This is a genomic window from Acidithiobacillus sp. IBUN Pt1247-S3 (assembly GCF_041146875.1).
Lineage (GTDB): Bacteria > Pseudomonadota > Gammaproteobacteria > Acidithiobacillales > Acidithiobacillaceae > Igneacidithiobacillus.
Genome location: NZ_JBFRXP010000002.1, coordinates 88,166 through 112,961 on the forward strand (window position 1 = coordinate 88,166; position 24,796 = coordinate 112,961).

General features: G+C 57.3%; 25 protein-coding genes. 20 read left to right on the plus strand and 5 right to left on the minus strand.

Features of this window, described 5'->3' with window-relative positions; genetic code table 11:
• Positions 1-33 precede the first annotated feature (33 nt).
• The 20 genes from AB4090_RS02380 to AB4090_RS02475 all read left to right on the plus strand — a co-directional run bounded on the left by AB4090_RS02380 (position 34) and on the right by AB4090_RS02475 (position 15,859).
• Complete coding sequence (locus tag AB4090_RS02380) at positions 34-2,067, plus strand: DNA topoisomerase 3 (RefSeq protein ID WP_369572251.1); 2,034 nt, start codon at positions 34-36, stop codon at positions 2,065-2,067.
• Positions 2,064-2,486, plus strand: coding sequence for a 1-acyl-sn-glycerol-3-phosphate acyltransferase (locus AB4090_RS02385; RefSeq protein WP_369572252.1), 423 nt, complete (start codon positions 2,064-2,066; stop codon positions 2,484-2,486). The genes AB4090_RS02380 and AB4090_RS02385 overlap by 4 nt, the downstream gene beginning before the upstream one ends.
• Entirely contained in the window at positions 2,479-2,787 is a 309-nt protein-coding gene (locus AB4090_RS02390; protein ID WP_369572253.1) for a hypothetical protein, read from the plus strand. The genes AB4090_RS02385 and AB4090_RS02390 overlap by 8 nt, the downstream gene beginning before the upstream one ends.
• A gap of 7 nt (positions 2,788-2,794) precedes the next feature.
• Positions 2,795-3,037 (plus strand): hypothetical protein, encoded by a 243-nt coding sequence (locus AB4090_RS02395; protein ID WP_369572254.1) that lies wholly within the window; start codon positions 2,795-2,797, stop codon positions 3,035-3,037.
• A 136-nt stretch (positions 3,038-3,173) separates the two neighbouring features.
• Positions 3,174-3,608: a hypothetical protein gene (locus AB4090_RS02400; protein WP_369572255.1), complete on the plus strand. Its 435-nt coding sequence runs from the start codon at positions 3,174-3,176 to the stop codon at positions 3,606-3,608.
• Entirely contained in the window at positions 3,605-5,185 is a 1,581-nt protein-coding gene (locus tag AB4090_RS02405) for a DUF3363 domain-containing protein (RefSeq protein WP_369572256.1), read from the plus strand. The genes AB4090_RS02400 and AB4090_RS02405 overlap by 4 nt, the downstream gene beginning before the upstream one ends.
• Before the next feature lie 66 nt (positions 5,186-5,251).
• Positions 5,252-5,710 (plus strand): hypothetical protein, encoded by a 459-nt coding sequence (locus AB4090_RS02410; RefSeq protein WP_369572257.1) that lies wholly within the window; start codon positions 5,252-5,254, stop codon positions 5,708-5,710.
• Positions 5,688-6,674: a P-type conjugative transfer ATPase TrbB gene (gene trbB, locus AB4090_RS02415; RefSeq protein WP_369572258.1), complete on the plus strand. Its 987-nt coding sequence runs from the start codon at positions 5,688-5,690 to the stop codon at positions 6,672-6,674. Before AB4090_RS02410 ends, trbB begins: the two co-directional genes overlap by 23 nt.
• Complete coding sequence (locus AB4090_RS02420; RefSeq protein ID WP_369572259.1) at positions 6,671-7,279, plus strand: EAL domain-containing protein; 609 nt, start codon at positions 6,671-6,673, stop codon at positions 7,277-7,279. Before trbB ends, AB4090_RS02420 begins: the two co-directional genes overlap by 4 nt.
• A gap of 31 nt (positions 7,280-7,310) precedes the next feature.
• Positions 7,311-7,802 carry a hypothetical protein gene (locus tag AB4090_RS02425; RefSeq protein ID WP_369572260.1) on the plus strand — a complete coding sequence of 164 codons (492 nt, stop codon included), beginning with the start codon at positions 7,311-7,313 and terminating at the stop codon, positions 7,800-7,802.
• Positions 7,803-7,977: 175 nt separating this feature from the next.
• Complete coding sequence (locus tag AB4090_RS02430) at positions 7,978-8,367, plus strand: hypothetical protein (RefSeq protein WP_369572261.1); 390 nt, start codon at positions 7,978-7,980, stop codon at positions 8,365-8,367.
• Between the two features lie 27 nt (positions 8,368-8,394).
• Positions 8,395-8,763 (plus strand): VirB3 family type IV secretion system protein, encoded by a 369-nt coding sequence (locus AB4090_RS02435; RefSeq protein ID WP_369572262.1) that lies wholly within the window; start codon positions 8,395-8,397, stop codon positions 8,761-8,763.
• Positions 8,756-11,263, plus strand: coding sequence for a conjugal transfer protein TrbE (locus tag AB4090_RS02440; RefSeq protein WP_369572263.1), 2,508 nt, complete (start codon positions 8,756-8,758; stop codon positions 11,261-11,263). Before AB4090_RS02435 ends, AB4090_RS02440 begins: the two co-directional genes overlap by 8 nt.
• Positions 11,264-11,347: 84 nt before the next feature.
• Positions 11,348-12,103, plus strand: coding sequence for a conjugal transfer protein TrbJ (locus tag AB4090_RS02445; RefSeq protein ID WP_369572264.1), 756 nt, complete (start codon positions 11,348-11,350; stop codon positions 12,101-12,103).
• Positions 12,104-12,170: 67 nt separating this feature from the next.
• Complete coding sequence (locus AB4090_RS02450) at positions 12,171-12,437, plus strand: EexN family lipoprotein (protein WP_369572265.1); 267 nt, start codon at positions 12,171-12,173, stop codon at positions 12,435-12,437.
• 13 nt (positions 12,438-12,450) lie between these two features.
• On the plus strand, positions 12,451-13,905 hold the full coding sequence (trbL, locus tag AB4090_RS02455) for a P-type conjugative transfer protein TrbL (protein WP_369572266.1): 1,455 nt from the start codon (positions 12,451-12,453) through the stop codon (positions 13,903-13,905).
• A 65-nt stretch (positions 13,906-13,970) separates the two neighbouring features.
• Positions 13,971-14,291 (plus strand): hypothetical protein, encoded by a 321-nt coding sequence (locus tag AB4090_RS02460; protein WP_369572267.1) that lies wholly within the window; start codon positions 13,971-13,973, stop codon positions 14,289-14,291.
• A 77-nt stretch (positions 14,292-14,368) separates the two neighbouring features.
• Positions 14,369-14,584 (plus strand): AbrB/MazE/SpoVT family DNA-binding domain-containing protein, encoded by a 216-nt coding sequence (locus AB4090_RS02465; RefSeq protein WP_369572268.1) that lies wholly within the window; start codon positions 14,369-14,371, stop codon positions 14,582-14,584.
• Positions 14,571-14,918 carry a type II toxin-antitoxin system PemK/MazF family toxin gene (locus AB4090_RS02470; RefSeq protein ID WP_369572269.1) on the plus strand — a complete coding sequence of 116 codons (348 nt, stop codon included), beginning with the start codon at positions 14,571-14,573 and terminating at the stop codon, positions 14,916-14,918. The genes AB4090_RS02465 and AB4090_RS02470 overlap by 14 nt, the downstream gene beginning before the upstream one ends.
• Before the next feature lie 26 nt (positions 14,919-14,944).
• A complete protein-coding gene (locus tag AB4090_RS02475) occupies positions 14,945-15,859 on the plus strand; it encodes a phospholipase D-like domain-containing protein (protein WP_369572270.1) in 915 nt (304 codons plus the stop codon).
• A 223-nt stretch (positions 15,860-16,082) separates the two neighbouring features.
• On the opposite strand, the gene AB4090_RS02480 is transcribed toward AB4090_RS02475, so the two are convergent.
• Genes AB4090_RS02480 through AB4090_RS02500 form a run of 5 tightly spaced genes read right to left on the minus strand, consistent with a single transcriptional unit; the run spans position 16,083 to position 24,756 of the window.
• Positions 16,083-18,686: a DEAD/DEAH box helicase family protein gene (locus AB4090_RS02480; protein WP_369572271.1), complete on the minus strand. Its 2,604-nt coding sequence runs from the start codon at positions 18,684-18,686 to the stop codon at positions 16,083-16,085.
• The gene (locus AB4090_RS02485; RefSeq protein ID WP_369572272.1) at positions 18,683-20,647 is read right to left on the minus strand and encodes a hypothetical protein; all 1,965 of its coding nucleotides are present in this window, start codon (positions 20,645-20,647) and stop codon (positions 18,683-18,685) included. The genes AB4090_RS02480 and AB4090_RS02485 overlap by 4 nt, the downstream gene beginning before the upstream one ends.
• The gene (locus AB4090_RS02490; RefSeq protein WP_369572273.1) at positions 20,644-21,951 is read right to left on the minus strand and encodes a hypothetical protein; all 1,308 of its coding nucleotides are present in this window, start codon (positions 21,949-21,951) and stop codon (positions 20,644-20,646) included. The genes AB4090_RS02485 and AB4090_RS02490 overlap by 4 nt, the downstream gene beginning before the upstream one ends.
• Positions 21,952-21,980: 29 nt before the next feature.
• Positions 21,981-22,646, minus strand: coding sequence for a hypothetical protein (locus AB4090_RS02495; RefSeq protein ID WP_369572274.1), 666 nt, complete (start codon positions 22,644-22,646; stop codon positions 21,981-21,983).
• A 34-nt stretch (positions 22,647-22,680) separates the two neighbouring features.
• The gene (locus AB4090_RS02500) at positions 22,681-24,756 is read right to left on the minus strand and encodes an AAA family ATPase (RefSeq protein ID WP_369572275.1); all 2,076 of its coding nucleotides are present in this window, start codon (positions 24,754-24,756) and stop codon (positions 22,681-22,683) included.
• Positions 24,757-24,796: the final 40 nt, after the last annotated feature.

Sequence of the window (24,796 nt, forward strand, 5' to 3'; positions counted from 1 at the left end):
ATACCCAGGTACAAGCCATCAGGAGCATTTATCATGACCACCGTCATCATTGCCGAGAAGCCGTCCATGGCCCGCGCGATCCGCGAGGGCTTAGGCCCCAGGGCCAGTCAATATGAAATCACCAATGCTTTTGGGCATATTCTTGAGCAGGTCGGGCCGGACGAGTACCTGCCGGATTCCGTGCCACGGACGGGCAAAGGAAAAAAGGTCTGGCGGATGGAAGATCTGCCGATCCTGCCCAGCCAGTGGATCAAGCATCCCAAGCGGGAGGCTGCAGCACAGCTCAAAAAAATTGGTCAGCTATTGAAGTCCGCCGGTGCCGTCATCAATGCGGGCGACCCCGACCGTGAGGGGCAACTGCTGATCGACGAAATTCTGGAGCACTACCACTACCGGGGCCGCATCCAGCGGGTGTGGCTGAAAGCACTAGACCGTGAGAACGTCCAGAAAGCATTTGCTGCGCTGGAGAGCAATGAGAAGTATCGCCCGCTGAAAGATGCTGCTGAGGCCCGCAGCCAGTCCGATTGGCTGGTGGGTATGAATCTTACACGGGCGGTAACCGTCCAGTCGGGAGATCTCTTCTCGGTTGGCCGAGTCCAGACACCGACGCTGGCTCTGGTGGTGCAACGGGATCTGACGATCGAGAACTTTCGGCCTACGGACTATTATGAGGTCATAGCGCAATGCCAGCACCGCAACGGCGCCTTTCTGGCAAAGTGGGAGCCCCGAGGCACGGACGGACCGGGTTTTGACCCGGATGGCCGTCTGATCGACCGCAGACTGGCAGACGCCGTCGCGGCCAAGGCTACTGGCCAGGGTCGAGTGACCAGTTTTGAGGCGAAGGAACAGAAACAGTCCGCACCCTTGCCATTTAGCCTGTCCGCGCTGCAAAAGGTAGCGTCCAGTCGTTTTGGAATGTCGGCGCAGCAGGTTCTCGATACCTGCCAGGCCCTCTACGAAAAAAAGATCACCACCTACCCCCGCACGGACTGCCGCTATCTGCCCGAGGAACAACTGGCAGACGCCCCGAAGATTCTCCAGGCGCTACCCATACCGGAGTCCGTCCGTGGTCTGATGAACTTTCAGCAGAAACACGCGGCCTGGAATAACAAAAAGATCACGGCACACAACGCCATCATCCCCACGGGAGAACGTCCATCCGGGCTTTCAGAAGCCGAATCCAGACTCTTTGAGATCATCTGGAAATCCTATGTGGCCCTGTTCCTGCCGGAATACCGGTACAAGGCCCTCTCTGCACTTGTGGAGATCGGTGGAGAGACCTGGAAGGCCACTGGCCGACAGGACCTCGATCCAGGCTGGAAACGGCTCTATGGCAACGGGGCGATTTCCGAAGGCGAGGAGGGCGAGGAAGAGGAGACGGCTGCTCCTCTGCCGACGATGAGCCAGGGTGATCCAGTGCAGGGCATGGGTGGTCAGGTCCAGGCAAAGCAAACGAAGCCACCGGCGCGCTTTACAGACGGTTCGTTGATTGATGCCATGAGCAACATTCACAAGTTTGTCACCGATCCGGAAGCCCGTGCCAAACTCAAGGAAACGTCCGGGCTGGGTACGGAGGCGACGCGGGCCAGCGTTATCGAAACGCTGTTGAAGCGGGATTATCTGCTGAAAAAGGGTAAGCAGTTGATCTCGACGGCTAAGGGCCGTGCGCTGATCGCCTATCTGGAGAAACGGGGGCTGGGCGAGTTTGCGGATCCAGTCACCACGGCGCGCTGGGAAGATCTGCTCTCGGCTGTGGCCGAGGGCCGGATACCGGCGGACAAGTTTCTGTCTGCTGTGGTGGACAGTGTCAAGACAGCGACCGCCGCCATGAAGGCAGGAGGTACCGGGATTGCGAGTACCGGAAAGACCAGTCGAAACGGCAAGGGACGCGGAAAGGTGGAAAAGTCCCTGTCCTGCCCGATCTGCAAGGGCGAGGCTACGGTCCGGCGTCTGGAATCCAAAAACAAAAAGGGGGTGTATTTCTGGTCCTGCTCGAATCGGGAGGCTCACCCGTTGCTGGCGGATGATAAAGGCAAACCTGGCAAACCCTTCGGAGCCAGAGCGTGACCGGCCTGCTCATTCTCGCGCGGCCTCATGTGTCGCTGCTGGACGGGCCGCGTCTCGCCTGGTGGCTGACTCACCATGCCGGTATCCAGGGCGCGACTTTCCCGGTGGATCCCGCTTATGCCCGGCATACGGCCTGGTCCCGCTTGCTGGGCCTTTACGGGCGTGTCGCGGGCGGGCACCGGATGGTTGCCCTGGACACGGAGTCCCCTTTCGGTCTGCGTTCGCTGGCGAAGGCACTGAAGCATGGGCAGACCGTCGTGTTGTTTCCCCAGGGGACCGGGCTGCAGTTTGGTCCGGACCGCCCTGACCGTCCGGGGCTGCAGTGGCTCCTGGACCGGACCTATCCCCGGATAGAGTCAGTCAGGATGGGGCATCCCATTTTCGTCGAGCGAAGCACGGAGGAAATGTGCCATGCGTAGGATGTCGAATCTCGCTTTCAATCAGGACTTCCCTGTCGCGTCGGGGAGGAGCGGCCTCAAGGCGGAAAGCCCGGTCGTTCTTGGCCGGGACCTGGAGAATCCTTTCGACGTGGACGCCGTAGGCGTCTGGCTGGAGGACATTCCGGGCATCCCCCTGGGGTGGTTGTATCGCAAGGACAGCAACCGGCCCGTGGTGCTCCAGGCTTTGGATCGGGGGGCAACGATTCAGGGTCGGATCGTCTTGCGTCCCAGTTCTGTCACCCGGCAGCAACGGCAGAAGGCCGTGCTCTTCTGGCTCTGAGGTTTGGATGCAGAAAAAAGCGCTGGCGATTCTCAACAACCCCGCCCGGTCTCTACCGTTGCTGTTCACCGTTTACGGCATGGACACGGACGAACAGATCTCTGACTGGCTGGCAGCGAGTCTCGGCGATGACGCGGAAATGCTGGTTAAAAAGCTGTTGGTGGAAGGCTTTTATCATTCGCGGGAGCGGGACCTGATGGACTACGCGCGTCGCCGCATTTTGGAGGAATATCCGGATGTCTGCGACTAAACCATCAGGCCCACCGCAGTCTATCCCGCCGCGTGCATTGCGGTCGGATGTGCCTGGCGGAACGATGTGGGTTCCCCGTTGGAAGTGGGTGGGACGGCTTTTCGGCCGTGAGGTACGGCTTCCGCCGACTGTCTGTGTGACGAAAGCCACGCCCAATGCGGAAACCGTTTCGCCGGACATGGTCGGTATGGCTTTGCCGAAAGTGGAACCCACGGCAGTGAGCCCGTCTGTGGATGTTAACCCCAAGAAAAGGCCAGAGTCCTTTGGAGAGTGGGCCAAACCGTTGTTAGCCATTCTGGGCGTGTTGGCGGTGATCTGGGGTCTGGGAGTGTCCTTTGGCTATGTGTTGGCGAAGGAAGGAACTCCCTCCTGGATGTCTGACGGCAGTGTCGGCGGTGTGGTGGGCGCGTTCCTCATGGCCCCCTCTGGTGCCTTGTTGTTATTGCTGGCAGCGCTGGGCTGCTTTGTTCAGGCAGTGGATGACGAGGAGCCCCGGCGTATTTGGCAAGTGGCTGGCTGGGGACTGATCGCTCTGTTTCTGCTCGTACTGTATAGCGGGTTTTTGCGATGAGCGAGAAGCGCTCCGAAACCTCGGTATCGGGCAAGTCTTTCGTTCGTGGGCGCACGATTGAGGACGAAGAGCGTCATGGTCGTCCGCAGGCCGCGCGGGTCGTGCGCCGGATTACGGCGGAAAGACGGTCCGTTTCCGGGTCCCGTGGTGCGGGCTCCGCTGCCCACGCTCTTTTTGGGCGTAAACCGATCAAGCCTGCACCGCAAGGAGCTCCGGACAAGGTGGCTGCCCGCAGGGTGACGGTGAAGGTGAATTATGCGCCGGCCCGCAAGCAGGGCCAGTGGGCGGCACATGGGAGCTATCTGGAGCGGGAGGGCGCCCAGAAGGAAGATGAGCGGGGGCAGGGATTTGATGCCAAAAATGAGGAAGTCTCTCTTGCCTCACGCCTAAACGAGTGGCAGATGGCGGGTGATCCCCGCCTGTTCAAGGTCGTTCTGTCTCCCGAGGATGGCGACCGTCTGGCGATCCGCGAGTACACCCGAGAATACATGGCCCGGCTGGCCCCCCATCTGAGTGAACACTCGGAGCGGATAGAGTGGGCGGCCATCGAGCATTACAACACGGGGCATCCCCATGTCCATCTACTGATCCGTGGCAACAACAATCTGCAGATCGCGCCGGAGATGATCCGGATGGGAATGCGGGATCTGGCCTCCGGTCTGGTGACGGAGCGCCTGGGCTACCGCTCGCCGGAGGAAATCCGGCGCGCTCGGGAAAAACAGGTGGATGCCCGCAAACTTACGTCCCTGGATCGGGAGATCGAGCGGATGGCAAAGCCGTTGGGGGAGGGTAGGTCTTTTCTGGCGGAACGGGTAGCAAAGCCCCAAGACCGGGGCTATGCCGATCAGCGATTACGGATGCAGCGCCTGGAATCGCTGGAGCGGTTGGGGCTTGCGGAAAAGATGGGCTCGTCCACCTGGGTACTGGATGCTGGCTGGACCAAGGGACTACGCGAGCTGGAAGTGCTACAGACTCGGTCGAAGATGGTGTCCCAGGCTCGCGCTTTGATGACGGATCCGCGTTGCCCGCCCCAGGTCACGAAAATCCGGCCGGGTGAGCGCCTGGTGGGCCGGGTATTGGGTACCGGACTGGATGAGAAATTTGACCGCAGTTACGTCCTGATCGAGGGTACGGATTACCGGGCGCATATCGTGTATCAGAATGCGGGAATCGAAAAAGCCCGCGCTGCCCAAAACCTGCAATTGCGGCATCTGGTCGCCATCGAAGGTAAGGCGTTCGCGAAGGATGGCAAGACCATCGCCTATACCCGCGTAGAAGATTATGGGCTGGTGATTCCGGACAAGCCCGCGCCTGTCCCAATCCCCGACAAGGCCCTCGACGACGCCCTTGATGCCGATCAGCAGCCAGCCAAGGAGGCCAGCACGGGTTTTCAGCGGTATTGGCACGAGCAGCTACTGGAACGGGCGCGTCGCCGGGCGCAGGAAAAGCAACGGGAAGAGCAGAAAAAGCAGGAAGCCGACAGGCAGGCGCGAGAAGCAGTACCGGAACGTCCCGACAGGTCTGGCATCAGGCCCAAGAAATCGGGTCCGGGCCTGGATGATGTGGATCTGGAATAACACCGGGGTACCGATCCCCTTTTGGGCTGGCTATACCAAGACAGTCAATCCATCTGAGAGGACTTCATGCCTACGGTATATGGACAGGTAAAGCTGGTTGGTCAGTATGCGGAGCGCATCGAGACGGAAGCTGCTGAAAAGCGCGTCTCGAAGGCCGCGTTGTTGTCCGAGTATGCCTTGCGCGGGATCGAGGCCGCGGATTCGGGCAAAGACAGTGAATGGGCGAGTCTGGAACGCCGCCTCTCGGCGACGTTACTCGCGACGCGCGGGGAAGTGGAAGCCGTACAGGCGGGGCTGGATACCCTGACGGCCATGTTCGATCTCTTTGTGAAACTCATGCTCCTGCATTTGCCGGAACCACTACTGGATGAGGCTGAGGCGCTCCAGTCATCGGCCTTGACCCGCTATGAGCGGTTTCTGAAGCAGGTGGCAGGCAGTGGTTTTGATGGAGACCGTCCCCAGGCGTTGCGGAAAATCGCCAGATTACTGGAGGTGCGTGTCCATGGCGGGGATGACGATGAGTAATCCTGTGGCCGGCATCCACTCCATTGACAAAGCCAGGGCGGAATCCCACTCCCGGCTGGTTGAACAGATGCGCCGGATTCTGGGGGAGACGATTTGCGCGGTGTTTGAGGACCCACAAGCAGTCGAAATCATGCTCAATGACGATGGCCGGGTGTTGGTCGAACGACATGGGGAAGGCATCACGGAGTTGACCCGGATGCCCCCTCAGAAGGCGCTGAACTTCCTGGCGCTCATGGCGGATTACCGCCAAACGGTGGTCGGGCGAGAGCGCCCCATCGTAGAGGGGGCCATGCCGCCGGAGTTCCGGCGCTCCCGCTTTGCGGGGTGCATCCCGTCCCTGACGCCCATGCCTACTTTTTCCATCCGGTTGCCTACAACCAAGATTTTTTCGCTGGACGACTATGAGCGAGTCGGGATTCTCACATCCGAGCAAAAAGCGCGACTGGTGGCAGCCATTGAGCAACGCAGGAACATTCTGGTGAGTGGTGGTACGGGCTCGGGCAAGACGACTCTGCTCAATGCCCTGTCTGATCATATCGCCACGATCTCCGGGCTGGATCAGCGCGTTGTCATCATCGAAGACACGCGCGAGGTCGTCTGTCAGGCACCCAACACGGTACAGATGCTGACGGATCTGGACGCGGGTATCGACATGACCCGACTCCTGAAACTCACGTTGCGGTACCGCCCTGACCGCATTCTGGTCGGCGAGGTTCGGGACGGTGCGGCGCTCGCGCTCCTGAAAGCCTGGAACACCGGCCATCCAGGTGGTCTGGCAACCCTGCACGCCAACAGTCCGGAAGCAGCGCTCATTCGCCTCGACCAGCTTTGCCAGGAGGCCGGTGTGCCTTCACAACGGGACCTGATTCAGGAAGCGGTGAATGTGGTGGTGCAGATTGCCCGTGATGCCTCCCATCCGGCTGGTCGCCGCATTACGGCGATCTGGGAGGGAGGCGAGCGATGAAACCGTACCGCCTGGAACCCATCGTGGATTTGCGCACAGGCATTGTCATCGGGCACGAACTCCTGGCCGGGGCGCAGGTCTGCCCACACTGGAATGAATGCGAGTGGCGGGACTGGTACGTCTTTCTGGCAGAGGAAATTCCGAAGTTGCTGGAAGCGACGGATGGGGGACTTTTTGTGAATGTGGATGGGGATCAGGTTCTGGACGAACAGATTTACCGGTCCTTATGTTCCATGCGGGATCATGCCTGTCGAATCGTTGTGGAGTGGACTGAACACCACTTCCATGAGGAAAACCTGGTGACCATTCTGGCGAAGTTCAATTTTTTGAAAGGACTGGGGTTCTCTCTGGCAATAGACGACGTGGGCGCTGGAGTGGATGGACTGGGAAGAGCCGAAGCGGTGAAAGCCAGCTTCTGCAAGATCGATGGCCCCTATTTTCAGGCCATCCGTAACCGGGGTCCGGAGTATCTGAACGATCTTTGCCAACCTCTCTCGTATGGAAATTCCCGCATCATCGTGGAATGGATCGAGACGGAGGCCGATTACCGTCTGGCCCTGGCTGCCGGGGCGCATCTGGGGCAAGGATATTTTTGGCGTGTATAGCCTTACACGGCTTTGACCGGAGGAAATGATCATGTGGTATGCCGTAACATCCAAGCCTTTGGCCATGGTGCTTTCGGGCGCGCTACTGGCAAATATGACGGTGGCGGGGACAGGATTTTTTGCTACCGCACCCGTTTTGCACGTGGCAACCGATCCCACAGTGACGTTAAAGCTGCCGCAGCCAGTCGCCGTGCAGTCGCAGCCTAAACAGCCTAAATGCGCCCCGCAAGGTTTTCCGGCTGCCTTTTATCAGCCTGTCTCGCTGCCTTCGCGGTTTCGATACTCCGAGCGCGGAGCCTTGACGTATCTGGCCCATGCGCTGCACATCCATGTGCAGTTCACCGGCCCGGATTACGCCATGATTGGCGAGCACATTCCTTACAATCATCCTGCACCGGCCACCAAGTTGCTGTTGCGAATCCTCAATATCCCCTACATCCAGGGAACATTCGTGCTCATGGGAGACCGGATGCTCATCGTTCACAACACGCCGATGGACGATAAAGGTGCGGCACATCCATAGCGGTCCTGGGAGGAGGGATGGTTTCGTGCGGCGATTCCCTACCCCGGAAATGGGCTACCGATCGCCTTTTCGCCTGGCTATACCCCATTAGCCGATCTGGCTGGAGCGTGTCGGAATGGTCCTGTTCGCGCGCTTCTGGATTCTGGGACCAACCTTCTTGCAAGAGGAACAACGTATGAATCAGGGTATCGCAAAGCAGCACAAGGGTGGTTCGGCTCTCCGCCGCAACTGGCAGGTTCTGGCGGGTATGGGCCTGACGCTTCTGGGCACCACTGTCGCCATGGCCGCCAGTGGTGGCCCTTTCGGGAGCATCAGCAATTTCATTCAGACGAACTTCATGCCTGCCATCGGATCTATCGGTGTCGCCGGTGGCATTGGTTACGGCGCCATCCACGCCTTCAAACATGATTATGGCAAAGCGGCAGTGGGTATTGGGACTGCTGCGGGCGGCGGTTTCATCATTTCACAGTACGGCTGGTTCGGGCAGCAGGCGGGCATTTCGGCTGCGGTCATTGGCCAGCACGCAGGGCTCATTGCCACGCTGGCTCACGGCCTGGGCCTCTGAGGAGCAAGCACGCAAAGGAGGACGACGATGGACGGCACGCGGCAGGTACGGTTGTACCAAAGTCTCGTCCGTCCCCATCTCGTGATGGGGGCGGAGCGCACGGCGACGATGTACAACGCCGTGTTTGCGATGGTGGTGTATTTCCTCACCATGTCCATTCCAGGAATCATCGTGGCGGTGTCGTTGTTCATTCTGGTGCAGGCAGTCCTGATGCGCCTGGCAAAATCAGATGCGCAGATGATCGGCCTGGTGCAACGCGCCCGAAAGTACCAGACCTTTTACGGAGACGCGGCCACCCTGGACGCGAAGTACCGGGAGATTCCCCAGTCGCAAACCACGGCACCCACGACCAAACTGCTTTCCATGCTGAGTCGCAAAGGAACGAAACATGCTTAACGTCAAGGAGTTCCGCAGCCAGGATCTGGCACTGCCCGATCTGCTCAACCCTGCCATTCTGGTGGGGGAAATCTCGGTACTGGGCAAGCCCTGCGCGGTATTGCTGAACAAGGACGGCTCTTTTCTGTCCAGTCTGCGCTTTTCCGGCCCCGATCTGGAAAGCCTGTCGTATGCTGCGACCAACCGGGTATCCGCCATTTTTAATGCCGCACTGATTCGACTCGGCGCGGGCTGGGCGATCCACGACAGTGCCATCCGGGTTCCGGCGGATGGTTACATCGACGAAGATCGTCTGTTTTTTTCTGACCCTGTATCCGCCCTGATCGACGCCGAGCGACGTTTGCAGTTTGAGAAGGAGGGTATGCATTTTCTGTCCCGCTATTATCTGGATTTTACCTGGCAGACACCGCCGGAATCCGAGGTAACTGCAGGCCAAATGTTTGTCGAATCCAAAAAGGATATTCAGCGGGATACTTTTGACATCCTGCTCAAGAAATTCGAGGATTCCCTGGCGTCTGTCACCGGTCTGCTGCAACAGCGGTTCCTGTTGATGCCGCTGGATGCCAGAGGGGTGCTCACCCACTACCACGAGTGCCTGACAGGCCGGACCCACGGGGTCAACCCTCCGGAAATCCCCGCCTATCTGGACGTGCTCCTGGGCCATCATGATTTCGTGGGTGGGCTGGAGCCGTCTCTGGACGGCGAGCACCTGGAGGTCGTGACGGTTACGGGCTACCCGGACCGTACCCGTCCGGAAATGCTGGAAGCCTTGCACAACCTGCCTTTCCCACTCCGGTATACCACCCGGTTTATTCTCCAGGACCAGATGGAATCCAAAAAATTGGTGGAGAAGTACCGGGAGAAATGGTCCAGCTCCAAGTTCAGTTTGCGCCAGTACCTGTCCGCCGCGATGGACAAGGGACATATTGACCAAAGCAAGGCAGACCAGTTCAAGGCGGGCATGGAGCAGGAGACGGTGCTGGCGGACGCCGACATATCCAGTGGCGTGGTGCGACTGGGCTATTTCACGACTACCGTCGTCCTGCGTGGAGCCGATGCCAAGGTGCTGGAAGATCGTGCCCGCATCGTGATGAACCTTTTGGGCAACGCCAATTTCATCGCCAAACGCGAGACCGTGAATGTGGTGGAGGCCTTCCTAGGCAGTCTGCCCGGACATACTTGGGAAAACGTGCGCCGACCCATCCTCAGCAGCCTGAATTTCGTCGATCTTGCGCCCAAGACCTCCGTATGGGCGGGAGATGCGGACTGTCCCAGTCCCCTTATGAAGCAGGACGGCATAAGGGCGGCGTGCCTGACCTATGCCAAGACTTCCGGCAGTACGCCGTTCCGCTTCAATCTGCATGTGTCGGACGTGGGACATAGCATCATTCTGGGGCCTACGGGTGCGGGCAAATCCAGCGTGCTCGGACTGCTGGCCGCGCAGTGGCTCCGCTATCGCGAGGCCCGTGTCATCGCTTTTGACAAGGGCCGTTCGCTTTTTGCTCTGACCGGGGCCGTAGGCGGACAACATTATGATCTGGGGGGCGAGCACAGCCGCCTGACCGTTGCTCCGCTGGTCCATTCGGACGAGCCGAGGGAACGGGTATTTGCGGAAGAATGGCTGGAAAGTCTGGCCGTCCTGCAAGGAGTGGTCGTAACAGCCAAAGAGCGGACGATCATCCACCAGGCCATCGAGGGCCTGTCCCAGGAGCAGGGACGGTCCATTACCGATGCGGTTTCCCTCCTGCAGGACGAGCGCCTGAAGCAGGCGATCGGTGTGTATACCGGAACAGGAAAATACGCCGACCTGTTGGATGCCCGCGAAGATGGACTGGATCTGTCGAGCCGCTTCCTCACCTTCGAGATGGACAGCTTGCCTCAGGGGGATTCGGCCAAGGGGATTGTCGTGCCGGTCCTTCTGTATCTTTTTCATCGCATCGAAACCCTGCTGGACGGTCGTCCCACGCTGATCGTGCTGGATGAAGCCTGGACTCTGCTGGATAACCCGCTTTTTCTCGCCAAGATCCGGGAGTGGCTCAAGGTTCTGCGCAAAAAGAATGCGGCGGTGATTTTCGCCACCCAGTCCTTGGCGGACCTGATCGGTAGTCCGTTGCTGCCGGTGTTGCAGGAGAGTTGTCCGACCAAAATTTTTCTGCCGAACGTGGAGGCCGGTTCCGCGTCTCTGCTTCCCATGTACACGGCCTTCGGGTTGGCGGATAAGCAGATCGAGATTTTGCAGACCGCGACACCCAAGCAGGATTACTACATCAGCAGCCCTCTGGGGCAGCGCCTGGTCTCTTTTGCCATGGGGCCGGTGGCGTTGGCGTTTTGCGCCATCTCGGATCCCCGCGACGTGAAGCGGGTAGCCGAGTTGCGGGACCAGCATGGGCCGACCTGGCCCGTCCAGTGGCTGCAGGAGCGGCTGCCAGAGAATGTCCGGGGGAGCTGGGTGGATTATTTGAACGACCTATACCAGACGTTACACTTGGCAAGGTTTTGACCTCAAAAAAATGAGGGGCCTGCCGATCCCCTTTCCCGTTGGCTATACCCTCCCAGAATCTTCATTTCTGGGAGGGAACCCGCCGTGAAACAAACCCCGTTGGTGAAACGCAGTATTGTTGTTGTAATGCTGACTCTAGTCCCGTTGGCCCCACTGCCCGCCCTGGCCAGCGGGGAAATTGCGGGTGCTACGTTTCCTGAGCAAATCGTGCAAGAGATCACCGCCACTTCACAGCTTGCCAGGCAGGCGCAGGAGGTGGAAACGCAGATCGAGCAGTACCAGAATATGGTACAAAACATGGTCAACATCCCGTCCTCGCTGATGGGCCAGATGCAGGGGTCGTTTGATCAGCTCATTAATCTGGCGAATCAGGCGCAGTCCTTGTCCACGCAGGCCCAAAACATCGCCAGCCAGTCCCAGAATCTGAATACCAACGCTGCCAGCAGTTCGGAAATGGAAAATTACATCCAGAACTATCAGCAGATCAGCCAGAATCTCTCCAGCAGCATCGACAATGCCCTGCAGCAGGCAAACCTGAATCCCTCGAACTATGCGACGGTCGCCCAGGCGCAGCAGGCGGTGTCACAAGCGTTACAGAATCCGGGGAGTCGGAACGCCTTGCTCCAGGCAGGCGCCGAAGTTGGGCAGTCGGAATTGACCCAGTTGGCGCAATTGCAGCAGACCGTCTCCGCGCAGACGAGTTTGCAGGCGTCCATTGCGAAAACGCATCTGGCGGCGCAGAACGCCCAGAATGAGGCCACGCAGCAGCTCAACAACGATTTGAACGGCACTGGTCAAGCCGTTACCTACGGCAATCCGAGTTTCGGGTGGCTGAACTGACGAGACAATCCGCGCTATGGGTAACGGGGGCTGGATGGCCCGGTCCCCTTTTTCCGGGAGATTTTTTATGAAGAAGCATTTTGTAGTGGTCGGCTTGTTGACCTTGGCGTTGGCAGGATGTGGGCACAGACCGGTCTATACCCAGGCGTACTATGCCAAGCATCCAAAAGCGGAGGAGAAGGCGCAGGCGTACTGCCAGGATCACAAGAAGGTGTCACGCTACCGAGAGGCCAACTGTCAGGCAGCCGACAATGCCGAGCTGATTTATGGCACCGGCAAAAAGCCGACTAAACCAGTTACCTATGGCAGGCCGAACTTTGGCTGGCTGAACTGAGGAGAAAAATCCGATGCGTGCCAGACTGTCTGTCCTTCTGCCGGTTTTGCTCGGGCTGATGCTACTGGGATTTGCTATTCCCGCGGATGCGGCGACCGGAACCGTCTCCCCCTTTGTTACTGCATTCAGCAATGTGGTAACGAGCTGGTACACGACCATTCTGTCCGTTTCCGAGGATATCTTCTATGCGCTTTTTGGCATCGACTTTGTCTATCTCGTGGCGCAATGGCTAATCGGTGGGAAGGATGTTCATGAGATTTTCACGTCATTCCTCAAGAAGCTCATGACCATCGGATTTTTTTACACGGTGCTGCTGAACAGTCAGGAACTGCTGAAATGGGTATATCAGGGGTTCCAGAATACCGGTGAACAGGCGGGAGGAACGCAGAGTGTTACGGTTACGTCCATATTCAATACCCTGATGCAGGTTTGGACGGCTCTGCTCCAAGGGCCACATGCAGCGCAAAGCCACGGATGGCTTTACGACGTTACGCATATAGGCACGGCGGCCTTGAGCGATGTGCTGGGAATCATGCTGGGCGGTATCACGGCGCTCATTGTTTTGCTCATCGTGGTTTATGTCGTTATCGAGTTCTTTGCGGTCAAGATGGAAGCGCTGCTGGTGGGATCCGTGGGTGCTTTGATGCTGGGTTTTTCTGGCAGCCGCTGGACGGTCCAGTATGCCGAGGGATTCTTCAAGTACGCGGTGTCGGTAGGGGTGCGGCTATTGGTGCTGACCCTATGGCTCGGATTTGTTCAGACCCAGCTTGGGAACAGCGTTACCACCATTCTCGATATTGCCTCGCAGAATGGAACAAGCACAGTCGGACTGTTTGAAGGGTACGGCGAAATCCTGATTTTCTTTCTGCTGCTTGGATGGCTGACCAAAAAGCTGCCTGGCATTGCTAGTAGCGTTCTGACCGGTTCTTCCACTCTTTCCGGCGGCGACCTGGTCGCGGCAGGTGCTGCCGCAGCCGCCGTAGGTGTGGCCGCTGTTGCGACGGGCGGCGCGGCCCTTGCTGCGGGTGCCGGGTCGGGAGCGGCGGGCGCCATGACGGGTGCCCAGGCGGCGGCGATGGACGCAGGAGCAAGTGGCGCAGCGGGGTCCATGAGTGGGGCCGCCAGTGGTGCGGCAGGCGCAACGGGTGATATGGGAGGCGCTGGCGGCGCCATGCCTGGCGCTGCGGACGCCGCTACCGCCAATGCGGTGCAGGCACCTCCGCCACCGCCCAGGGGTGGATCAGGCGCGGGATCGGGTGAAGCATCCAATGCGGTGCAGGCACCCAATGCTCAAGCTGGGAATGGACAGGAGAAGAAAGGGGGGGTTGCCGGGACGATGGAAACGTTCCGTGAGCACCACAAAAATTTCACGGATTTGCATAAAGCGGCAGAAACGATGCTATCACCTGGAGAGGCTGACACCAGCGGCGTGCAGGCCCAGGGCGGCGGCCTGAAGCATAGCGAATGAGTTTGACGAGACAATCCGCGCTAAGGGTAAGGGGCCGGTGGTCCCGTTGATTTGGAGGTCGTGTGATGAAGAAAGCTATCGTGTGGTTCTTTGTGGTGGGATACTGCCTGTTGCCGGTCTGGCTGAAGATTCCGGTGATCGGCGAGTATCTGGCCGTGTTCTTCGTGTTCTTCCCTGTGTTGTTTTTTGCCGTGGTGTATGTGCCGTTTATATACCTTCCGAACAGCACCTATGAGCCGTCCAGTTTCAAACAACACTGTGATGCCCGCGACAAGGAACACGCTGAACGGCAGAAAGCCGAACGTCGTCGAGTAGAAGCCTTGGCGAGGTCGGATTGGCGCTTTGATCATGGGCGAATGTATCACAGTCGGGATCATTGGGACTGATACCCCAAGCGGAAAACCTTGCGCATGGTAAGGACATTCCTTACCATATAGGCGTAACAGTCTCGCGAGGTTTTTCAATGATTACGAGCAAGTTGACCAGCAAGGCACAAACCACCATCCCTCAGTCGGTTCGATTGGCATTGCACGTCCAGGAGGGTGATGAAATCGCCTACCATATTGAAGACGGTCGGGTGATCTTGACAAAGGCGAAGTCCAGGATGGATGAGGATCCCTTCGCGGTCTTCTCGGAATGGGATAGTGACGCGGACAGGCAAGCGTATGGGCAACTGTAAAGCCTGGGACGTGGTGAAGGTGCCTTTTCCTTACACGAACCGCCCGGTGCAACAGTATCGCCCTGCCTTGGTCATTGCGACCATCGATGGCAGCGACTCGCCACATCTGCTGTGGGTGCTCATGATCACCAGTGCGGAAAACCGGGGATGGGCTGGCGATGTCAGTATTTCCGATCTCGATAGCGCAGGATTGCCGGTACCATCCGTGGTACGCACGGTAAAGATCGCGACGATCGATCAGGATATGGCGGAGACGCTTGGGCATTTGTCCTTGCCAGATCGCCAGCAGGTCGCGGACATGGTTCGCAAACACCTTGTTGTGGCTGGGATGTAAGAATACCTACGGAGGACATTTGAAGCATGCTGTATATCGAACCACATGCTGGACCTGCTCCTATCATTCAGATCATCCGGCAGGCCAAACGGGAAATCGACGTTGGTGTCTATTACCTCTCGGACCGCCCCATTCTGAATGTCCTGCGGGCTGCACGGAAGCGGGGCGTGGACGTGCGCGTCATCATCGAAGGCAAGCCCTATGGCATGAAGCCGTGGCAGGTGAAAAAGGAAGAGCGGGCGATTCAGGCGACGGGGGCAACATTGCATCTGGCGCCATACCGCTTCACCAGCCCTTTGCAGGGTGCAAGCCACGGCGACCAGTACGCCTTTTACCACGCCAAATACCTTTGCAACGGGCACGAGTGCGAGATTGGCACGGCCAACTTCGACTGGTCGGCCTTTCATCGTAACCGGGAGTATTTGTATGTCACGAAGAATTCTGCCGTGGTCCAGGCGGCGCACGCTGTTTTTGTGGCAGACTGGAACAATCAGCGAGCGTCAGCCTTTGCGCACCGTGTGCTGGTTTTGTCGCCTGGCACTTCAGCGGTGCAACTGCTGCAAGTGATCAACCAACCTGGGCCGATTGATGTGGAGAGCGAAGAATTGGGACCGTACCGCCTCATCCTGGATGCCTTGGCGACCAAAGGCCGTGATTTGCGCATGATTCTGCCGTCTAGTATCAGCGAAAAAGACAAGCAGGACGTGCAATACCTGCGTGCTCATGGCTGTCAGATTCGGTTGATGCCGAAAAAACCTTTGTACATGCACGCAAAGATGATTGCGGGGAGTCGTCTTGCGTTCATTGGTTCTGAGAATTTCACCCAAACCAGCTTGCAGGCCAACCGGGAAATGGGATTGATACTCAACGGGACCGACATTGGTAAGCTACAAGGACGGTTTGATCGAGATTGGGGAAGGTCTTCTCCAACGAGCGGCTGACTAACGTCTAGCTCTCTTTTCACGGGTAATAAAGTTTGCTCTTGACTGAGAAACAGCCGAAACTAATTCGATTGACCGTTACCGACCCATATGCGACATTCGCGTGGATTCAGAAATAAGGACTCGAAACTATTTGCTATCATACGCGACGCATCCACAGATCTCCCGTAACCAAAAAGTAATATATTCTAATCTAGCTCTGGCGAAAACCGATTTGTTTGGTTTATTCAGGAAAGAAACATGGAGCGGCCGCATTAAGTTCTTCTGCAATTCGACCAAGATCTGGATTTATTTCAGTAGTACGCTGAGAAATTACAACCCCGTGGAGCTGGGCTCGCATTTCGTCCCAGCGCTCGCGAAGCACTTGCCAGTTGTGCTCGTCGTAGGTTCCACGAAAGATCACCGGGCGAATTTCGATCCTCGGGACATCCTGGTTTTGTTCATGAACTTCGGGTTTATATTGATCAAGCATTTCCTCCCATAGGCTGCCTATCCTGTCAACACGACCAATCTGCTGCTCGACCACGCCGGGATTCCACTCCGGATGCAGCAATACAACCGTGCGGCATGCCTTGTGCAGATTGAGTCCTTCTCGGCCAACCAGTGATTGTGCGACCAGTACCTTGGGATTTGCATGCTTTCGATTAAAGGCTAATCGCAAAAAACGACGCGTTACGGGTTTGGTTTCCCCATACATCAATCGGGCGTAGTCTCCCTCGGGGTTCGAGAATTCCTCGTCGAGTCGTTCCCGGAAAAGTTGTTCCAAGTTACTCTCGCCAACCGTTTCCTCTTCGCCGCGGCCCATCACGGCGACCACCAGCTCGGCAAAGGCATGAGCGTAATCGGCTGCATTTGCATGCTCAAACGAGTCGCCCATCAGCTCGTGTAGGGCACGCGCCACAAGGATCAAAACACTATCTTCTGCTGTGTTGGAAGATTCTGCACTTATGAAGGCATCAAATAGCGCTCCGACATGCTGTGCTGGCGGGTTTTGCTTGAAGCCCAGCGCGATGTTTTCAATGAGGCGCTCCCGCAGTTGGCGACGCCGGTTTTCGAGCGTTTTATACTGCTTGTCAAGTGCTTGGTCGAGTGCGTTCCGATCCAGAAATTCAGTCCCCCGCAATTGGCAGTGTGCGACTTGGATGGCCGGCCAATCGTGATCCTGCACCTTGGATTGTGGCCAAGGTTTCTTGGCATCGAGGCAGCGCAGCATCTCCCTGGCATTGAGCAGTCGTACGAGAGCCCACATCGGGCGGGTGAAACGCCCGAACACCAGCACCTTCTCACCGCGCTGGCACACGGCCTCGATCTCACGTACTGCAGCGATAATGGCCGGATGGTCGTAGAGTGCCGCATCTTCTTCGGTTTTCTCGAACGGTCTGACCAAGACATCGCGCCACCATTGGCCGCGTTGTTCGCGCTTTTCATCAGGCTTCTCCGTTGCTAGGCACTTGCCTTCGGCTTGCATGTCGGATTGCTGGACTACGCAATCTTCTTCGCGCTGTCGGCGGTCATCGCTTTCATCTTCTTTCACCTGGTCGATCAGCGCGGCGATGCCGTGGCCATTCCCTAAGGTTAGGCGCAGGCGCTGGGCAATTGGGTCATCCGTATGTCGGCAGACGAATGACAGAGCTTCCGCCGCACACACGGCTTGCTTCCATTGCGGCTTCAAGTGCGTCGCTTCGATCGCGATCTCCCGCTCCTGCCGGTAAGCGTGGTTGCTTTCACCAGACAATTTTCGAAACTGCTGGATGGCCTTCTCCTGCCGCTTGTCGCGGCGCAGAAGAAACGGTTGCAACGCTGTCTCGAACGCACTGGCCGCTTGCTTGTAAACAGTGCGCGCTGCTTCATCATGCGGGCGCAGCCGGACCGCGCTGACGGCATCCTTGTAGGCATCAATGGCCTTTTTCGCGATATTACAAGTGTTCTGATCGAGTTGCAGCCGTTCCAGCATCTGAGTCCATTGCGAGGCGTCGAGTTCCACGGGCGTTGCGGTAAGCCCTAGGCGGCGCGCATCCTTTGCATGTAACACGACCTTATCCAGTGACCTGTTGAGCATGCTCTCCGTCCCTCGGCTTTTGTGCGCCTCGTCGATGATGATGAGGTCGAAAACTCCCAACCCCAATCCGACCGCATGTTCGAGCGAGGGGCGAAGGTTTGAGTTGCTGCTGTATTCAGCAGCAACGAGTGCGCCAGGCCAAGGTGTGTTTTTAACCAGTGATTGGAGAAGGGTCCGGGCAGCGTGGTTTTCTGTTATTTCGTTGATGATGCTCTGCGCCGCGTTGCAGACCCATTCACCGCCCAGGTTGCGGTAGTTGCGGAAGCCACGCGGAAAACGTTCTTCTTGGCACTTCCTCCATTGCGCGTAGAGTTGAGGAAGCAAAGCCCAGCGCCAAGGGTCGCTGTTCTCACCGAGTCGCCAATTCGTGAAGGCATGGGAGATTACAATCGTCGGCTCGTTGAACCATGGTTTGGGATCACCCGGGTTTTCCCAAGCCTTGAGGTATTGCCAAAGGCTGCGCAGCAAGGGCGGCGCATTGATGATGCCCACCTGTCGCAACTCTTCCCCCCACTGGAAACCCAGTCCTGGCGGCACCAGAATGGCCACCCTGCCTCCAGCCTCCATGACGGCGCGTGCAGCGCTTGCCGCGATGCGCGTCTTCCCCATGCCGACCTCATCGGCGACAATCACGCCATTTTTTGGTAAGCGCTTGGCAATCGCTTTAAGACTCGCCCTCTGGCCTTCATTGAGCTTGATCGCACTGCTATTCGCCAATTGACGCAAGGATTCGGCGACGCACTCCCAACCACGAAACGATGCATTCATAGCGACCCTCCCAACTTGCCGCGATCTGCAACCCGCCAGCTTTCCCCGATCCTGCGCAGGGTGTCTTCGTATCGTTTCCCCTCTTCCGTTGCGCTGCTTTCGGCAAAGGCTGGACGGAATGGGGGCTGGACTAGCGCGTGGAGCGGATTGAGAACGAGAGTTTCCCGGAAAAAAGCTACTGGTACACTGTCCTTGGCTTGCGTCAGCGTTTGCTCAAGTCGCGCGCACCAAAGGGGCCAGTCACGCACATCGAGAGCAGTCTGCCTCGCGGCGATGTTTTCGATGAACTCCATCATCTGGCGGATCGGCGAGCTTGCATGAGCCGCTACGGTCGTTGCTCCTGCGCCATTGCCTTTCGTGGGGCGGTCCTCGTCGCCTTCGCTCACTGCCTCCCGATCCTCTTCGGGCGGCAGTGGGAAGTCGGCCAGTTGCCACCATGCTTCGTCGATGTCCATGGGACGCAAGGGTGTGGCTGCGATGCGCCCAAAGGCATCGACTACGGGAATTTGTGCCGTGCGGGTCGCTCCCTCGGATTGCCACCGAATGGTGACCTGGCGCGGCTGACTCCCGCACCATCGAAAACCGCCCTGAGTCCTCTCACAGGGATTATCGCTCATGTCCAGCACATCGACCGCGCATGATGGATCGGGCGCCACGTCGGTTTGCAGCTCGGTCCCTTTACCGCCTTCATGCCAAAGCAGCCACGCAATAGGCGGGGCGAGATAGATCGCCTCACCCGGCACGAATTCACCGCCGACTTGCAGTTGGTCGGCGGCCTCTAATTTATTTTCGAACTGGATGGGCAGCAGGTTGGTGACCACGTACGGCTCACTATCGTCTCCGGCGGGTATCCAATACAACCGCTTCGGCGCGAACACGACCCCCGCTTCGAGATTGCCTCCATGAGGGTCCATTTGCTTGGCAAATCCAGCAGGGGTCAGATTGCCTGAGCCCAGATAAATCCATGGGCTGCTGCAGTTGTTGGAACCTTCTTTACAATTTGCGCTGAACAGAAACTTCGCATGCAGACTGCGCTGGGCGTTATCGCCAAAGATCGAGTCAGGCACCGCTGCGGGTCGGATGGTAAACCCCGCTTTACACAACGCCGCATGTCCTGCTGCAACGCCCTGACAGGCTTGCGGATTGACGAATAGATCAATTTCTGGCCATTTAGTTAGCAACTTTTCATTGATCAATGCATCCCGGATTTGCAATGGAGTATTGGGTGCCGAATGCGTAGCACCGCTACCCTCGTAAAACCCCGAGCCCATGGAGAGGTAATTGCGTCGCACGTTACCGTAAGCGGCAACTTTTTTGGGAAGTTGCTCCAACAACGACGCATTGCGGTTGTCGAAGAAGCGTTGGTTGCCAGGTGCGGGCTTTTTGCACGTTTCGAGCCACAGCTCCACTTCCTGCCGCACTGTCTTACCCCTTTCGTTGGCATTGAACAGCCGTACATCGAAATAGTCTTGTAGCCACGTTAGTAAATTCCACGCAGCGGCAATGTCCGCACAGTCTTGATCTTGTTTAGCAAGCGTTTCGCTGTCCACCTCGATGCGCCAGATGAGATCAAGGCTTTCTTCGAGTGTTTGCCACGTCCAGTTGCCCGTCGAAACCAGCAAGCGCATCCGCCATCGGCCCGGGCTTACCTGGTGCCGGTAACCTAGGAGTGCGACCTTGGCGTGCAGCAACCGGAACGGTTTGTCATTCAGACGCTTCAAGGGCAGATGGGCGACCCCTGGCGCAGCCAGAAAGGAAATAGATGGGTTGATTGGATCGAGCATTACCGCTAGCGCGACGAAACCCTGAGCTTCCCGTTGGTTTTTGGAGAGCCGGGTGAAACGCTCGGCGGCATCGTTCAGAAACTGGGCATCACCCGAGTAGCCACAAACCCAGCCAAACGCGCCAACATAGTCATCCGGGGCGTCAAAGTGCTGCGCCAACGAAGGCCGAGTTTTCAAGGGGTTGCTCCTGCTCGTGCCTCATTTCCTTCTGGCTTAGTCTTCAGCCAAGCGTCGAGCTCTCCGTTGATATCGAGGTTGAACAGGTAGAGATTACGAACGCGATACGAAATGCCGTCGGGCAGCGATAGATTACCTGCTAGAAAGCTTTCCTCATCTGCGTCATCTTCACCGGGCTGTACTAGGCGGCCGCGAAAGACAGGACCAGGCTTGATGTCATCCCCGACCAAGCGCAGCACTTGGCTATCCCGCTTCACCAAAGCTCGCAGCAGGGAAGAGGAATCATCTTGGGTGCATTCGCTGCAGAAGGCTTGGGCCTCCGGGTTGCGATATTTGAGAGCAAGGTACGCGCTGGCAGCAGCCTTGAGCTTGTCGATGTCTCTTTTCAAGGTGTCGGGCAATCCTTTCTGTAAAGACAAGCAGGGGATGCCGCTCTGGTTGCCAAGATGGGCTTCCACGGCGTCGATAATATCCAACGCGGTCTTGCGAGCCACAAAGAATACTGCTCCTGCACGTAGGTCGCTCCAATGTTGCTTGGCAATTTGATTTGGGCGGTTCTGCCATGTGGGTTCCGTTGCAAGGTTGTTACGCAGGCTTTCCACCCAGGCAAGGGCATTGCGGCGTCGTTCCCTGTATTCTGGTGATTCTTGGCCACCTTGCAACAGCCGCTCGCGGAGTAGCGATTTTGCGTCCTCGGACAAGGGCGTGAGAGGCGAAAGAGCATTCCCGAGCGTTTCCGTAGCGACCCGCGAATCCCCTTGGACCCATTTGACCAAGTGGTTGAGTACAGTTCCGTTATAGGGGCGAAACTCCCTTGTGGCAGCTTGAACAAATGCTTGCCCCGAATCGGAACAGGAAAACGCATTGAACAGACTGCTGTCCGTCCGCACAAAACCCAGCGCAGGCAGTGCCTGGCCGACTGCCATACGCATCGGTTGGACCACATAAAAATTACGTTGTCGAACCTTTTTAAAGGACCAGTCGGTTTTCCCTTGTAGCTTGATGCGCCCGCGCAGGCGCAGCTCTCTTTGCCAGCCGTTACTCTCGAACGCATGCCGACAGGCCAGCGCTTCGATGGCATTGGCCGCCTCGATATTTGTAACGCGAAATCCTTCGTTACGGGCTTGTTCCGCCACGGCGATACCCAGCGTGGTCAATAGCAGCTGCTTGCCGTACCACACGCCGGCCAAGCCGGGGACGGCCAGATTATTGAAGGCCCGCACCGTAGACCCCAGCCCCAGCGTGCGATTACGGCGGGTTCGCGGCAGAGATTCCGGGCCAAGCAAACCCCATTCCATATCCATAGATGTCTCCACAGCAATTTAGAAACTGTTCACAAATTACTAAGAAATCGGTTTGCTTTTATAATTCTCGCGTTATTGATAACCGCATCGTTGGTAAGCGGCGTACGCGGTGAAGTTCCTGTGTAGATTCCAAACCACAACAAACCTTCGGGGTGCGCCAAAAAAGCTGGTGCACCAGAAAGGCCGGGGGCACCCTGAATGGAAATGACGCAGTGATTCTCCGTTTCAACAGATATTAATCCTGCGATACCATCGTTGACTTTACGAAGTATACCGTTATCGTCTGGCTCGTAATCAAGAAATGATATCAAAGCTGGATCTAGGACGCTTATATTATCCTGCAACATATCTTTCTCAAAATCCAAGGCAGGACCTTCATAATTGGCAATCGGAATTGCCATTATGTCGTGAAAATCATCAATGATCATATTGGAATATCTGTCTTGACGGATCTCTATCAGCAATTCAGCATTGCTTGTGACGCGACCTGGACAGCTTTTGGCTACCTCTGGGTGGACACCCGTCCAAACGCTTAGACCTTCATCTCTTTGGTCAATGGCATGACCAACTGTACACATGAAAACCCGATTCTTCGACTGAATCATTGTGCCAAAAATAGGTGACATCAAGACACCATCTCTTTGAAAGTAAATCTGCACAATATATTTCGCAACATCCTTCGCCTTGATTGCCACTAAGAGATCCTCAATCCTGATTGTATCGCTATCACTAGAAACCTATTTTACGAAATTTGTCCCTGCTTTTGTCTCGAAATATCTTTTCTAGATATCCCATCACGACAGACCTATATGCAAAAGGCCGAAATCGATGCCTCCTTACCAAAACCGCAACATCCCCAGGTGCAAGCCCTTCCATTCTCTTAGCTGCCTCTCGGATAGCAACCTGCTCCTCATCGGTCCCATTGTCTACTCCCATTGTCTTCAGGGTAGCCGCAATCAACTGAACACGTTGGTCCAAGGTCAACGGCCGGAACTCCACCTGAAGGTCGAATCGCCGCAGGACAGCAGGATCGAGCCCCTCCTTTCGATTGGTCGCGCAGATCATGACACCAGGATGCTGCTCCATGCGCTGGAGCAATTCATTCACCTGAGTGACTTCCCAGTGTCTATCGGCATTGGCCCGATTCTGTAGTATGCTATCCACTTCATCAAGAAACAGAATGCTGTCTTGATCCGTTTCCGCGAACATCTGAGCAATCTTTTGCTCGGTCTCACCCACCAGGGGGCCGAGGATGTCCGCAGCGGTGTACATCTTCAGTGGTCGATCCAGATGCTCAGCCAGGTATCGGGCAAAGGCGGTCTTGCCGGTCCCGGGCACACCGTAAAAGAGCATCCGGATTTCGCCGTGCTGCTCCACCCCCCGAACGATTTCCTGCAAGTCATGGTCGGCGTTGATGTAGCTCAGGTTGTAATGCTCCGGCAGCTTGTTGCTCTGCTTCGCCACCTTCCGACCATTGCGCAGCATCTGGTCCAGGACGTTGGCGTTTTCTTGAGGGTCCTGGGTATGTACCAGCTCCAAAACCCTTGCCGCGCGCTCAATGTAGCCAGGGACCAGGTGCGGGTCACGGGCCGCAGTATCAATCCACTCGGGCGTGACCGGTAGCTTCCCTAGGTGACGGGCAAAGATCCGCCGTCGCACCGCCTTGGGGGGCGCTTCCAGCTCCATTTCCCAAGTAAAACGTCGGCGATAGGCGGGGTCCACCCCATCAATGGCGTTGGCAATCCAGATGGCCGGGAGAGGGTTTTCCTCCAGCAGGCGATTGGTCCAAGCCTTATTTCGGGTTTCTTGCTTGCCACCCAAGAAGCTCCAGAGGGAGGGGGAGGGAAAGACGTCCTCAATCTCGTCAAAGAGGGCCAGGGTCCGTTTCTGGCGCTGCAGGGTCTTCTGCATCACTGCGTAGGCACCGAGGCGGTCAGGGCCGGAAAGGGGATCCCCATCCTCGTCGGTGATTTTGACCTCATGGAGTTCACAACCCAGTTCCGCCGCCAATACCCGCGCCAGTTCGGTTTTTCCTGTGCCAGGGGCACCGTAGAGCAGGACATTGACACCAACGCGACCGGTCTTGACCGATTGGCGGAGAATATTCTGCAACAGAGACAAATCGGCCCCCAGGTGGGAAAAGTCTGCCAGAGTCAGGGTTGCCGCCGGGGGCTTGCCGTAAAAGGTGCGAAACAGGTCTTCGGGCTTTCGGTGCCTCTGTAAGAGCAGATTCGTCAGGTGTTCGGGCAATGTAATGGCATAGTCGCCCCGGCACTTCACAAGGCGGGCGCTAGGCAAGGCGGCGCTCGGCGCTAATGCCACTCGGACATCTTGCCGGGATTTTCCCAACATGAAGGCGATCAGGTTTTCCAGTTGGGGGGCGGGTATGTCGCAGAGATAGGAAAAGAGACCGTCCAAAATGGAATACTGTTGGACCAGAGCGCCCAAGCCAAGGATCGCCTTCTCTACATCCCGGAGCTTTAGGCGTTCACCCAACCACTCGATGTTAATGGCTAGAGGCCCGTAGATGGCCGGGTGTGCAGGTATTGCATCCAAGCGTTGCAGGAGAGCTTTCTTGATTCGTTTTTTCTTGAAATCGCCCAGGGGGCCTATGGGCATCTCCAGCAGGTCCCCCAGTGCCTCACTGAGAAAGAAAAATAGTCGCCCTGGATTCTTGTCTTGGCTCAGGAAGTAGAAAGCCCGCACCGCAAGGAAGGAAACCAAGGCCGCGTAGGGGTCACCGCTACGCGCCTTACCATTCCAAGGCTGGACTAGGCCGCCGATGCTGGCTTGCGATGCTTTCATGGGTATGCTCCGTGGACGTATGAGACTATAATAGCTCAAC